Origin of the sequence: Flavobacterium piscis, assembly GCF_001686925.1 — a bacterium.
Taxonomy (GTDB): domain Bacteria; phylum Bacteroidota; class Bacteroidia; order Flavobacteriales; family Flavobacteriaceae; genus Flavobacterium; species Flavobacterium piscis.
Window position 1 is genome coordinate 26841 of sequence record NZ_LVEN01000002.1, and the last position, 13180, is coordinate 40020.

The following is a 13180-nucleotide window of genomic DNA, read 5'->3' on the forward strand; positions in this document are numbered from 1 at the left end:
AAATTCTGAATAAAACTTCGCTATCCTAACTCTTGTGGCAGTGAGGTTTGAGTGAGATAAGAACTTTGTCAAAGTTTAAAACTTTGACAAAGTTTTGTGACTGTCAAAATGATGATAAATAAAAAAAAGTGCCAACAATTACGATGGCACTTTTAAGATATAATCTAAGCTTTGAATTATAGGGCTGATTTTACAGTTTTGATAATTCTTGCAGCAATTTTGTATGGATCTCCGTTTGAAGCTGGTCTTCTGTCTTCAAGGTATCCTTTCCAGCCTTTTTGAACTGTATATAAAGGAATTCTGATTGAAGCCCCTCTGTCAGATACTCCGTAAGAGAAATCGTGAATAGAAGCAGTTTCGTGTTTACCAGTTAAACGTTGGTCGTTGTAAGCTCCGTAAACTGCAATGTGTTCTGCAACAACAGGACGGAAAGCTTCACATATTTTTTCGTAAGTTTCTTTAGAACCGCATGTTCTTAATACTTCGTTAGAGAAGTTAGCATGCATACCAGAACCATTCCAGTCAGTATCTCCAAGTGGTTTTGGGTGGTATTCTATATAGTAACCATATTTTTCAGTCAAACGATCTAGTAAGTAACGAGCAACCCAAATTTCGTCTCCGGCTTTTTTAGCACCTTTAGCGAATAATTGGAATTCCCATTGTCCGCAAGCCACCTCTTGGTTGATACCTTCAAAGTTAAGTCCGGCAGCGATACATAAGTCAGCATGTTCTTCTACTAGTTTTCTTCCGTGAGTGTTTTTTCCACCTACAGAGCAGTAGTACATACCTTGTGGAGCAGGATATCCTCCAACAGGGAAACCTAATGGCAATAAAGTTTTAGTATCCATGATGAAATACTCTTGTTCGAAACCAAACCAAAAATCATCATTATCATCATCAATTGTAGCTCTACCGTTAGAAGGGTGTGGAGTTCCATCAGCATACATAACTTCAGACATTACGATATATCCGTTGATACGAGTTGGATCTGGATAAATTGCAACTGGTACTAATAGACAGTCTGAAGATCCGCCTTCGGCTTGTTTTGTTGATGAACCATCAAATGACCAGTTTCCAAGTTCTTCTAATGTTCCTTTGAAATTTTCATGCTCTTCAACTTTAGTTTTACTTCTAAGATTTTGAGTTGGTTCATATCCATCTAACCAAATGTACTCTAACTTAATTTTAGCCATAATAATATAAATTAATTTTTTTGTTTTTTTCGTTGGGTCAAATATAGATTTATTTTTTTAGCCGTAAAAATTAGGGGGCTGTTTTGTTTAGCTCGCTATTATTTTTTGGATAAGCGCAATTTTCTGAGGGGTATATTTTTAAAAAAGCAATTTTTAACACTATTAAAAAATAAATTCGTAAAAATTACACTCGTTTTTTACAAATCAGGGTTAAGGAATTATGAAAAAATGTTTATTTAATGAATAATACTGAAGTATTTTGTTACATTTCTTCAAATCAAATTCATTATTCTTTGAAAAAAGCGTCTTACGTTGAAAAATCGTTGAACAAAAATCTCAAATTTATCTTATAAACAGGCTTTTTATTTGTTTATATTTGTTGCTCTTTTTTTAGTAAAAATTATTACAAATTTTAAACTTAATTATACATGTCAACATTACGTTTCCAGGCTTTAAGAGATGCTTCTACAAGAAAGCCAGTACATTTTGAAGAAATAGACAGAAAATCTAACATTTTTGGCGCAAATGTGTTCAATGAAAAAGCAATGAAACAGTTTTTAACTTCTGATGCTTTAAAGGGAGTTAGAGATGCAGTGCAGCACGGAACTAAAATTGACAGAAAACTGGCAGATTATATTGCTATGGGAATGAAAGAATGGGCATTATCTAAAGGAGTTACACATTATACACACTGGTTTCAGCCTCTTACAGGAACAACAGCAGAAAAACACGATGCTTTTTTTGAAGTTTCGTATGATGGAAGCGATCCTGTAGAGAAATTTGGCGGTGCACAATTGGTACAACAAGAACCGGATGCATCAAGTTTCCCGAATGGTGGAATCAGAAATACATTTGAAGCAAGAGGATATACAGCCTGGGATCCAACATCTCCAGCTTTTATTTACGGAACAACTTTATGTATTCCAACTGTATTTATCGCTTATACAGGAGAAGCTTTAGATAATAAAATACCTTTATTGAGAGCATTATCTGCAATTGATGAAGCAGCGACAGAAGTATGTCGATATTTTGATAAAAACGTAAAAAAGGTAACGGCAACTTTAGGTTGGGAACAGGAATATTTTTTGATTGATAAAGCATTGGCAAATTCACGTCCGGATTTAATGATGACTGGGAGAACTTTATTAGGACATACCTCTGCAAAAGGACAACAATTAGACGATCATTATTTCGGGTCTATCCCAACTCGTGCTTTAACGTACATGAGAGATTTAGAGCAGGAATGTATGCTATTGGGAATTCCGGTAAAAACACGTCATAACGAAGTGGCACCAAATCAGTTTGAGCTGGCGCCAATTTTTGAAGAAACCAATCTTGCCGTAGATCACAACTCTTTATTGATGGATGTGATGCAAAGAGTGGCAGAACGTCATGATTTTAAAGTGTTATTTCATGAAAAACCTTTTAAAGGTGTAAACGGTTCAGGAAAACACAACAACTGGTCACTGGCAACTGATACGGGAGTTAATTTATTGAGTCCGAGTAAAACGCCAATGAGCAATTTACAGTTTTTGACATTTTTTATTAATACTATAAAAGCGGTTAACGATTATGAAACGTTATTAAGAGCGTCCATCGCAACAGCAAGTAACGATCACAGGCTGGGAGCAAATGAAGCGCCGCCGGCTATTATTTCGGTTTTTATTGGAGCGCAATTAACAAAGGTTTTATCTGAATTAGAAAGTGTAACGACAGGAAAATTATCACCTGAAGAAAAAACAGATTTAAAACTAAATGTAGTAGGTAAAATTCCGGATGTTCTTTTAGACAATACAGACAGAAACAGAACATCTCCTTTTGCCTTTACTGGAAATAAATTTGAGTTTAGAGCTGTAGGATCTAATTCGAATTGTTCGAATTCAATGACAACGCTTAATGCGATTGTGGCTAAACAACTTAAAGACTTTAAAATAGAAGTAGATACTTTGATCGAGTCGAAAGACATGAAAAAAGATGATGCTATTTTTAATGTTTTACGAGAATACATCAAACAATCTAAAAAAATACTTTTTGAAGGTGACGGATATAGTGACAGTTGGGAAAAAGAAGCAGCAAAAAGAGGTTTAAGTAATTTTAAAACTACTCCGGAAGCAATTAAAGCTAAAGTTTCTAAACAAGCATTAGACTTATTTTCTGAATTAGGAATTTTAAATCATGTTGAAGCTGAAGCGCGTTACGAAATAGAATTGGAAGAATACACCAAAAAAATCCAGATCGAAGGACGAGTTTTGGGAGATATTGCAAGAAACCACGTTATTCCAACAGCAATTCGTTACCAAAATACATTAATAGAGAATGTAAAAGGATTAAAAGAAATCTTCGGAAAAGAATTTGAAACAATTGCAAAAGAACAAATTGTTTTAATTAAAGAAATTTCTGGTCATATAGAAGGCATTAATTCTAAAGTATTGGCGATGACAGACGAAAGAAGAACGGCCAATCATTTGACCGATGCACAAAAAATGGCCGAAGCATATTGTAATAAAGTAAAACCTTATTTTGAAGATATTCGTAATCATTGTGACAAATTAGAACTGCTTGTGGACGACGAAAGCTGGACATTAACCAAGTATAGAGAGCTATTGTTTATCAAATAATAGTAATGTAACAAATCTATCAAGCCCATCGAATTACGATGGGCTTTTTTTTGTTTTAATGTTAAAATAAAGGAAGATCAACATTGTTTTTAGCATATCTGAGGGTGTAAATGTAAGGAAATTGTAATAATTAGGTAATTTCCTACTTATGTTTTTTTGGATTTCAGTAGTTCATCGAGATAGTTTTACATTTCATCGAAAAGTAGTTATCATATTGTAAAATAGGTATTTATACTTGATTTGATTTTCAGGAAGTTTTCTAATTTTGGTCAGGAAGAAAGAAAATAAGTCTTCTGATTTTATTTTCGAATGATGCTTTTTGATGGCTTGATTTCCCCCAAATCACACTGACCTACATAATAAGTTGTATTAATAACCAATTAAATATATCTATTATGAAAAAAGTAATTTTAAGCATCTCAGCGATGCTATTTGTAGGGGCTGCAGCAATTGCACAGGGAAACACTTCATCAGTGAATCAGGTAGGAAACTCTGACACTGGTATCGTAAATCAAAATGGAGGAACAAATGATTCCAAAATCGATCAATTAGGAGATTCGAACAAATCAGAGGTTTATCAGGGAATTCAACCTGGCGTTTACAATGCTAAAAACAATGCTGCAGATGTAAAACAAAAAGGTAACAACAACACCGCTTTTGCTTCTCAAAGTAACCATGACAATAAAGCGTATCAAACTCAAACAGGAGACTGGAATAAAGCAACGATCTGGCAAGATCAAATTGCTGCTCCAGCATCAGCATTAGGAGGATTTGATAAAGCAACTCAGGTACAAACAGGAAAACACAATGAAGCTATTATTGACCAAGGAACAACTGGAAATGAAAAACCAACCGGAGCTCCTTTCAATGCAGCTCAATTGGCAGCTGTTAATGCAGTAAGTGTACCATTTGCTCCTCATAATAATAATGAGGCGACACAAACTCAAAATGGTGATGGTAATTATGCGTATGCTACTCAGGGTGGTGTTAAAAACCAATCTTGGCAAACTCAAAAAGCTCCGGCAGGTACAGCTGTAGCAGATGGTAACAAATCATACCACTATCAATATGGTGATGAAAATAAAGCTACAACTACACAAGATGGTACTAAATTGAAAGAAAGTACATTGCAAATTGGAAACAAAAATACTGCAACTGTAACTCAAACTGGTGCATCTCATGCTAGTGTTGCATTTTCACTTGGAAACATGAACACAATTACAGTTACCCAATCAGGTATGTAATTTATTAAAATGAAAATGAGATAGTCACAGAACGTGACTGTCTCATTTTTTAATCTAAATCAATAAAGATGAAAACTTTCATTGTAAATATTGTAGTGCTTTTGCTTTTTTCTCCTGTATTTTACGCTCAGGAAAAAGAGGATAATTCAGATTTTAAACCATACAGCTCTTCTGTTTTTAATTCTAAAGAAAAAGCTTTTAGTGTGGTTTCGAGTATGGATAAGAAAGCACAGAATAATTTAAATTCCAAAATTCAGTCTGGAATTCAAATCCAGCAAATTGGGGATTTAAATAAAGTGAGAGCATTTTTAAAATCAAATGAAACAAAAGTTGCTGTAGATCAAAACGGAGACCGCAATGAATTGTTTTTGGATAAAAGTGCTAAAACATTGACCCAAAACATTATTCAACAAGGGGATAATAATAAAATTTCTGATTTTACATTGCATACCAATTATAATGTAAATATGGAAATGATTCAAAAAGGAGACAATCAAAACATTCAAAGCATTGGAACCAATTCGTTGTCAAAAAATATGAAAATTACCCAGACAGGAAATGGCGCTTCAGTAATTCTTATTAATAAATAAATTTAAAGATGCGTTTTTTATATCGACATATTACTTTAGTATTTCTTGTTTTTACTGCCATATTATATGGTCAGGTCCCCCAAGACAAAATAAAAGCAAAACTGGAAATTGAAAAAGTAGAGGGTAATGTAAAAATTACCGGTACGGCAGAAAATCTTACTGATGTCCTCAGAGGAGCTGCTTACAGAATGTCTGTTATAAAAAATAATAATAAAAGTAATAATCAGTCTAATAATGACCAGGTTGGTGTTTTTACCTTACAGCCAAACGAAAAACAAAAATTATCTACTTCTCAGATTAATATTTCTGAAGACGATGAGGTAGTTGTACTATTATTGTTTTATGATGAAGACAAACAAATAATAGCAAAGGATCGTGTGGTTTTGGGTGAAGAAAAAAAAAAGATGTAGAAGTTCTTGTATTGCCTGTTGACGGATTTGTGTTAAGAGGAATTATTACAGACGATACCAAAACCAAAATGGGAAAAGATTTTTACGACAGGTATTATTACAAATACAATGATATTGGAATCAACGCTGAAAAAATAGTCACAATAGGTGAAGAATATAGTTTTGCAAGAAATACATCCATAACCATCAGTATCGACAATGAAGTTGTTTATGAGTTTCTGGCAAGACCAGATGATGAATTTTTGGATGCAGTTGCAGAAGAATCTGTAAATGCCACCTTCACTTACCTGAAAGAAAAAGAAAAAGAGCGCAAGTATTTCACTCAGTATTAATTTTATTATTAACGACATGAAATTTATAATCACCCTGGCAGCATTCCTGCTTATTTCTCCGTTTATAAATGCTCAGGCATTAGTTTATAAACCAGTCAATCCGGCTTTTGGAGGAGATACCTTTAACTATCAATGGCTTTTGAGCAGTGCCGAAGCTCAGAATAAGCAAAAAGATAAAACAGCCGAAACCAAAACACAAACTGACTTAGAGCGATTTAAAGCCAATTTAAATTCGCAGTTATTAAGTCAGATTTCAAGTACGCTATACAAACAGCAATTTGGTACTGATGGTATAAAAGAAGGTTCCTATACTTTTGGGAGCTATTCAGTAGATGTTTACCCATCTGCAGACGGACTTACTCTAAATATTTTAGATACCAATACCGGCGAACAAACTCAAGTAATTATCCCAAATCAATAACATGAGATTACATCACTACTTATTTATAGTATCCGGATTACTTTTTTCGGGTTGCGGTGCTTATTACAATCAGCCAACCGGCGTTCAAAAAGCAGTTTTAGGAGAAGGAACTCCTGCCACTTCATTATTAAAAGATCTGCCAAAACCAAAAGAGCAAGTTGTCGTGGGTGTTTATAAATTCAGAGACCAGACCGGACAATATAAACCACAGGAAAACGGAAGCAGTTTTAGTACTGCCGTTACTCAGGGCGCCACTTCAATATTGATAAAAGCGCTTGAAGATTCTAAATGGTTTATTCCAATTGAGCGTGAAAATATTGGTAATTTACTTCAGGAACGAAACCTGATTCGGGCCACGCGTCAGGAATACGTAAAAAATGCCAATCCAAACGAACCTCAATTAACTCCTTTATTATATGCCGGTGTTTTATTAGAAGGAGGAATCGTTTCGTATGATTCTAATATTATTACCGGAGGTTTTGGAGCGCGGTATTTTGGAGCCGGAGCTTCTGTAAAATACCGTCAGGATCGTGTTACCATTTATTTGAGAATGATTTCAACCTCAAACGGAAAAATTTTAAAATCAGTTTATATCTCAAAAACTATTTTGTCTCAGGCAATTGATGAAAGTTTATTTCGATATGTAAATTTTAAAAGATTATTAGAAGTCGAAACCGGATATACCACCAATGAACCCGTACACATGGCGGTTACCGAAGCAATTGAAAAAGCGGTAGAATCATTGGTTTTAGAAGGAATAAAAGATAATATTTGGGAAGCAGATGCACCAAAATTTGAAGTTGATAATCTACTAAAAGCATATGCCGAAGAAACCAAAACGGCTGATGTAACCGCGCTTTACGGAAGAGAATTAGAAAACAGAAGGAGTAAATTTGCCATTGAAATTTCGGGCGGTGCAACTCTTATGGATGGCGATTACCAAGATCCGCTTTTACGGCCTTTTGGACGTGGAGCCTTGAAATTTTTTATCACTCCAGGTTTTAATATAAGCGCTTCTACAAACGTGGTTAATCTCGCCAATAAAAATTTACTCGACGTTGGTTATATCACTTATGATCTTAATCTCGAATGGATTTTACTCCCCAAAGATCGTTTTACACCTTATCTCTACGGAGGCGGCGGATATGCAACAAACAGGAAATTCGAGAATGCCTATGGTAAAATTCAATACGGTTTAGGTCTTGAATATCTGATTTCAGACAAAATTGGAATCAAATTGTTTGGAGAGCAAAATGTTAATTTTAGTGATAATGTCGATTATATAAAAGCCGGAACCCGCGACGATTACTACTACAAATTCGGATTAGGACTTACTTATTATTTTGGGAAAAAGAAAAAATAAGAAGCTCTGAAAATCAGAATTAAAAATATAACGATGAAGTTTAGTAATTTAAAAACAAATTAATAATGAAGTATTTATATAAAATAACAAGTGTACTTTTTTTATTGTTTTTGGTTTCATGTAGTGAAGAAAAAATAGGAGAATCTGCTTTTGGTACTGTTACCGGAAGAGTGGTTAATGCAGATACTTTTGAACCAATGGAAAATGTAAAAATCCTTTCAAGTCCCACAACAAGTACCGTTTTTACAGATGCCGAAGGTAAATTTACAGTTTCGAATGTAAAAGTGGGCGAATACTCTTTTCAGGCACAAAAAGAGGGTTTTATAGCAAAATTCGAAGCTGCAACGGTTACAGCAAACAATACATCACAAGTGGTTTTTGAACTCAAAAAAGCATCAGCCAATAATAAGCCGCCAACAGTTCCGGTATTGGTAAGTCCGGTTGATAATAGTACAGCGCAGGCGGTTTCGTTAGATCTTACCTGGACGGATACAGATCCGGATAAAGATGAATTAATTTTTAAGATAATCCTTAGAAACGACAGTAACAGCGAGGTAAAAGTTTATGATGCTATAAAAGCGAACAAACTTACATTGACAGATTTAATTTTTGGAGCAAAATACTACTGGCAAATCGAAGTTACAGATGGGGTAAATACTCCAGTTTTAAGCGCCGTAAATACATTTACCACAATTGCTTTTCCGGCAACAAGATATTTGTTTGTCAAAAATATCAATGATAATAATGTAATTTTTACTGCCGATGATAGTGGAAAACAATATAAACTAACCAGTTCAGACAGAAATTACTGGCGTCCAAGAAGAAATAATCTGGTAAAGAAAATTGCCTTTATAGGAACAAATGGTTCTCAAAATGATCTTTATACCATGAATTATGACGGAACGGGAATTAAAAAGTTAACAAGTTCAGTGCCTATTGCCGGATTCAATTCAGATTATATAGGTTATTCCTGGAATGCTTCAGGAAGTGAACTTATTTATCCTAATTTCGATAAATTATATAAAATCAATAACGACGGAAGCGGTTTAACCAAGATATTCCAGACACCAAATGGCAAATTTATATCAGAGTGTGACTGGAGTGCAGATGGATCAAAAATCGCTTTAAAAGTAAATGATGCAAACGGATATAATGTTGAGATTTATGTAATTAATCCTTCCGGAGTGGTGATAGCGACCATTCTTTCGGGTCAAAATGGGGCAGTAGGCGGATTAAATTTCTCTATTACAGGACAAAAAATAATCTATACCAGAGATGTTTCAGGATTTGAAAGTTCAAATTACCGACAGTTAGATTCCAGAATTTTCGAATACAGTTTTGCATCCGGAAATGCTACACAAATTACAACAGAGAAAGCAGCAGGTACAAACGATCTCGATGTGAGATATTCTCCAAACGAATCCGAATTAATTTTTACCAATACTTCTAATGATGGTATTTCGGTAAAAAATAGTGTAAAAACAACCTTGGGCGTTGTCAATTCCAGAGTGGTATTATTTTCAGGAACGGCAATGCCCGATTGGGAGTAACTTTTAGGAGCCAAAATTTTATAACCAATTTTACTCAGGAAATTCGGCAGCGCTATAAAACCTGCCGAATTTTTTTTGTGCCTTAAAATATTCAATTTTAAATAGTATAGCCCTGAGAATAAAAAAAAGGGATTATCTTTGCACCACATCAACACAAACTAAGTTTCATGAGTTCAGATTCTAGCAAAAGGTACGCACAAAGAGGTGTTTCGGCATCGAAAGAAGACGTGCACAACGCCATAAAAAATATCGATAAAGGTTTATTTCCTCAAGCATTTTGCAAAATTGTACCTGATTATTTAACACAGGACGAAGATTATTGCTTAATTATGCACGCTGACGGCGCTGGTACAAAATCGTCACTGGCATATATGTACTGGAAAGAAACAGGTGATATTTCGGTTTGGAAAGGAATTGCTCAAGATGCCTTAATCATGAATATCGACGATTTATTATGTGTTGGCGCAACAGATAATATTTTACTGTCTTCTACAATAGGAAGAAACAAAAACTTAATTCCTGCCGAAGTTATCTCAGCGATCATCAATGGAACAGAAGAATTAATCAACGAATTAAAATCTTTTGGCGTAACCATTCATTCAACTGGCGGAGAAACTGCCGATGTTGGCGATGTAGTTCGTACGATAATTGTAGATTCTACCGTAACCGCCCGTATGAAACGCAGCGACGTTGTAGACAATGCAAACATAAAAGCAGGTGACGTAATAGTAGGTTTAACCTCTTTTGGTCAGGCAACTTACGAAAAAAGCTATAACGGCGGAATGGGAAGCAACGGATTAACATCTGCCCGTCACGATGTTTTCGGGAAATATTTAGCTAAAAAATACCCGGAGAGTTATGATGCGCTTGTTCCCGAAGAATTAATTTATTCAGGTCAGGTAAATCTAACCGATGAAGTAGAAAATAGCCCAATAAACGCAGGTCAGCTGGTACTTTCTCCAACTCGTACTTATGCGCCAATTATCAAGAAAATTTTAGACACCTACACACCAAACGAAATTCACGGAATGGTGCATTGCAGTGGAGGAGCACAGACTAAAATTTTACATTTCGTGCAGAATTTACACATTATAAAAGATAATTTATTCCCGGTTCCGCCATTGTTCAAGTTAATTCAGGAACAATCAAAAACCGATTGGAAAGAAATGTATCAGGTTTTCAATTGCGGTCACCGTATGGAAATTTACGTTCCTGAAAACATTGCACAAGATATTATTGCGATTTCAAAATCATTCAATGTCGATTCACAAATCGTAGGTAGAGTAGAAGCAGCAGATGCTAAAAAATTGACCATTACCAGCGAATACGGAACATTCAATTATTAGAATAATAAACACAGATTTCACAAATTACACAGATTCATTCGTGAAAATTCGTGAAATTTGTGTTTAAAAACACCAGGCTATGTACGAATTACTTTTTTGGAGATATTTAGAAGAAATTTACCTAAACCACCACGAAGTTTACGAAGCTCTTATAGAAAAAGAAACAGTGGAAGGTCTTGAAACCCTTCCGGTTGAGGTAATCATTAACCGAATCAATTCTGTTTTTTCGAAATGGGAAAAAGTAGACGAAAACAGTTGGCAAAATACTTCAGGAAAAGGTGCTTTTCAGGTAATCACAACGCCACAAAGCATCAAAATCGACTGTTACGGCACCGAAGGTAAAACCATGAATAAATTGGTAGAAGTAATGGAAGAATTCAAATTACCGTTGTACGATCCGCAAGTGCCGGAGCGATATGACGAAATGAGTGAATAGTTTTTTTCTTTTATACCTTTTGTGAGTCTTTGTGAAATACTTCGTGCATCTCTGTGAAAAAGTTTTTACACAAAGTCACGCAAAGATTCAGACGGAGCATAATAAAAAAATAGCTTATGACAACACCAATTTTCAGTTTCTCAGACAATATCATTTTAGAAGACGATTTAGTTTTATTACGTCCTTTACAAGAATCAGATGTCAATAATTTGTTAGAGATTTCGATCAATGAACCAGAAACCTGGAAATATTCATTAGTAGGAGCAGACGGAAAAGAGAATTTGATCAAATACATTCAATCGGCAATAAAAAACCGAGAGGATAAAAAGGAATTTCCATTTATTGTTTTCGATAAGAAATCGCAAAAATACGCGGGTTCAACACGTTTCTACGATATGAATCTTGAATTCAAAACACTTCAGTTAGGTTACACCTGGTACGGTTCTGCTTTTAGAGGCACCGGACTCAACAAACATTGTAAATTCTTACTACTACAATTTGCCTTCGAAACCCTAGGAATTGAACGAGTAGAATTTCGTGCTGATAATAGTAACGAAAGAAGTATTGCCGCCATGAAAAGCATTGGCTGCAAAGTCGAAGGTGTTTTACGAAGCCATATGCCAACAATAAATAAAGAAATTCGCCGTGATTCAATCGTTTTAAGTATTCTTAAAAACGAATGGTTCGACGAAGTAAAAGAAAACCTAAAGCAAAAGCTTTAAAAAGAGCCGTAGGCTATCTCCATATTGTAGGGCTGGACTTTAGTCCAGTCTAGACAATCAAGGAAAAAAAGAGCCGTAGGCTAGCCAAATATTGTAAGGCTGGATTTTAATCCACTCCAGCAAGGATTTACCCAATATTTAAAGAAATTTAGAATTTAAAAAGTTTGGAATTTGGAATTTAAGATTTGGAATTTAAATCGAGGTTTAGATTGGAATTTGGAATTTCAAAATTTTGGAATTTCAAACTTCTACCCATCATGCAAAATAAGATCCTGTTCCTTTCTTAATTTTGCCACTAAATTATCGACATAAGTTTTTATTTTTGGTGGTAAAGAATTCCAGCTTACATCTTTTTTGAAACTTCGGCAATAATCCAAGTCGCATTCTACAGCTCGAATTGCATATTTTTTATTTTTATAAATCGTAATAATTTTAACCCGTCTGATTTCATTATTTTCATTTCTGGTTCCGTAAACAATTACAGGATCGATATAGCCATCGCCGTCAAGATCTTTCGTGCTGCAATATTTGGTCCAGAACCAAATATTAGTTTCTTTGGGTTCAGTGTTTTCAAGCAAGTCATTAATGCGCCATTTTTCAAGAAAACCACCATGATCGCTCATCGTGTAAATAGCTTGAATTTTGGTGTTTAAAGTATCTTTTTTAGTTATGGATTTTCGATTTTCACATAAAAGCAAATTATATACGCCGCTTTTATCAGAACATTCAAAAGCCTTATAAATAGGAAAATCTGAAACCTGATCGAGTTCTCTTTCTTTTATCTCACTTTTTGTTAATTGATAACTTTCCGTTTTTTGTGAAAAGCTCAATATAGAGTAGGAAAACAACAGGAATAAAAAATATTTTTTCATCTATAGCATTGCATTTTTTGATCAATCAAAGATATTTAAAAGCTTTTTAGTTCAGTAAATTTTATATTTTTTAAAAAGCATAT

Annotated in this window: 13 protein-coding genes; 11 read left to right on the top strand and 2 right to left on the bottom strand. The window is 34.5% G+C overall.

What is annotated here, in order from left to right; all coding sequences use genetic code 11:
• Positions 1-176 precede the first annotated feature (176 nt).
• Positions 177-1193 carry a glutamine synthetase beta-grasp domain-containing protein gene (locus FLP_RS01365; protein WP_065447718.1) on the bottom strand — a complete coding sequence of 339 codons (1017 nt, stop codon included), beginning with the start codon at positions 1191-1193 and terminating at the stop codon, positions 177-179.
• Positions 1194-1621: 428 nt separating this feature from the next.
• On the opposite strand from FLP_RS01365, the gene FLP_RS01370 reads away from it, so the two are divergent.
• The 11 genes from FLP_RS01370 to FLP_RS01420 all read left to right on the top strand — a co-directional run bounded on the left by FLP_RS01370 (position 1622) and on the right by FLP_RS01420 (position 12225).
• On the top strand, positions 1622-3811 hold the full coding sequence (locus FLP_RS01370; protein ID WP_065447719.1) for a glutamine synthetase III family protein: 2190 nt from the start codon (positions 1622-1624) through the stop codon (positions 3809-3811).
• 395 nt (positions 3812-4206) lie between these two features.
• Positions 4207-5055 (top strand): hypothetical protein, encoded by an 849-nt coding sequence (locus FLP_RS01375; RefSeq protein ID WP_065447720.1) that lies wholly within the window; start codon positions 4207-4209, stop codon positions 5053-5055.
• A 68-nt stretch (positions 5056-5123) separates the two neighbouring features.
• Positions 5124-5645: a hypothetical protein gene (locus FLP_RS01380; RefSeq protein ID WP_065447721.1), complete on the top strand. Its 522-nt coding sequence runs from the start codon at positions 5124-5126 to the stop codon at positions 5643-5645.
• A gap of 8 nt (positions 5646-5653) precedes the next feature.
• A complete protein-coding gene (locus FLP_RS01385; RefSeq protein WP_065447722.1) occupies positions 5654-6055 on the top strand; it encodes a hypothetical protein in 402 nt (133 codons plus the stop codon).
• Between the two features lie 29 nt (positions 6056-6084).
• Entirely contained in the window at positions 6085-6387 is a 303-nt protein-coding gene (locus FLP_RS01390; RefSeq protein ID WP_262496244.1) for a curli production assembly/transport protein CsgE, read from the top strand.
• Positions 6388-6403: 16 nt separating this feature from the next.
• Positions 6404-6808, top strand: a complete 405-nt coding sequence (locus tag FLP_RS01395; RefSeq protein WP_065447723.1) for a curli production assembly/transport component CsgF — start codon at positions 6404-6406, stop codon at positions 6806-6808.
• 1 nt (position 6809) lies between these two features.
• Positions 6810-8171 carry a CsgG/HfaB family protein gene (locus FLP_RS01400; protein WP_065447724.1) on the top strand — a complete coding sequence of 454 codons (1362 nt, stop codon included), beginning with the start codon at positions 6810-6812 and terminating at the stop codon, positions 8169-8171.
• Between the two features lie 65 nt (positions 8172-8236).
• Complete coding sequence (locus tag FLP_RS01405) at positions 8237-9721, top strand: carboxypeptidase regulatory-like domain-containing protein (RefSeq protein WP_065447725.1); 1485 nt, start codon at positions 8237-8239, stop codon at positions 9719-9721.
• A 167-nt stretch (positions 9722-9888) separates the two neighbouring features.
• Positions 9889-11067, top strand: coding sequence for an AIR synthase related protein (locus FLP_RS01410; RefSeq protein ID WP_065447726.1), 1179 nt, complete (start codon positions 9889-9891; stop codon positions 11065-11067).
• 79 nt (positions 11068-11146) lie between these two features.
• Complete coding sequence (locus tag FLP_RS01415; protein WP_065447727.1) at positions 11147-11503, top strand: hypothetical protein; 357 nt, start codon at positions 11147-11149, stop codon at positions 11501-11503.
• Between the two features lie 116 nt (positions 11504-11619).
• Entirely contained in the window at positions 11620-12225 is a 606-nt protein-coding gene (locus FLP_RS01420; protein WP_065447728.1) for a GNAT family N-acetyltransferase, read from the top strand.
• 248 nt (positions 12226-12473) lie between these two features.
• Here the strand turns inward: FLP_RS01420 and FLP_RS01425 are convergent, their stop codons facing one another.
• Entirely contained in the window at positions 12474-13097 is a 624-nt protein-coding gene (locus tag FLP_RS01425) for a M949_RS01915 family surface polysaccharide biosynthesis protein (RefSeq protein ID WP_065447729.1), read from the bottom strand.
• Between the last annotated feature and the right edge of the window lie 83 nt (positions 13098-13180).

Coding starts and splice junctions, on each gene's coding strand:
- FLP_RS01405 (WP_065447725.1), top strand. CDS start 8,237: ATGAAGTATTTATATAAAATAACAAGTGTACTTTTTTTATTGTTTTTG.
- FLP_RS01395 (WP_065447723.1), top strand. CDS start 6,404: ATGAAATTTATAATCACCCTGGCAGCATTCCTGCTTATTTCTCCGTTT.
- FLP_RS01375 (WP_065447720.1), top strand. CDS start 4,207: ATGAAAAAAGTAATTTTAAGCATCTCAGCGATGCTATTTGTAGGGGCT.
- FLP_RS01400 (WP_065447724.1), top strand. CDS start 6,810: ATGAGATTACATCACTACTTATTTATAGTATCCGGATTACTTTTTTCG.
- FLP_RS01420 (WP_065447728.1), top strand. CDS start 11,620: ATGACAACACCAATTTTCAGTTTCTCAGACAATATCATTTTAGAAGAC.
- FLP_RS01380 (WP_065447721.1), top strand. CDS start 5,124: ATGAAAACTTTCATTGTAAATATTGTAGTGCTTTTGCTTTTTTCTCCT.
- FLP_RS01425 (WP_065447729.1), bottom strand. CDS start 13,097: ATGAAAAAATATTTTTTATTCCTGTTGTTTTCCTACTCTATATTGAGC.
- FLP_RS01365 (WP_065447718.1), bottom strand. CDS start 1,193: ATGGCTAAAATTAAGTTAGAGTACATTTGGTTAGATGGATATGAACCA.
- FLP_RS01370 (WP_065447719.1), top strand. CDS start 1,622: ATGTCAACATTACGTTTCCAGGCTTTAAGAGATGCTTCTACAAGAAAG.
- FLP_RS01410 (WP_065447726.1), top strand. CDS start 9,889: ATGAGTTCAGATTCTAGCAAAAGGTACGCACAAAGAGGTGTTTCGGCA.
- FLP_RS01385 (WP_065447722.1), top strand. CDS start 5,654: ATGCGTTTTTTATATCGACATATTACTTTAGTATTTCTTGTTTTTACT.
- FLP_RS01415 (WP_065447727.1), top strand. CDS start 11,147: ATGTACGAATTACTTTTTTGGAGATATTTAGAAGAAATTTACCTAAAC.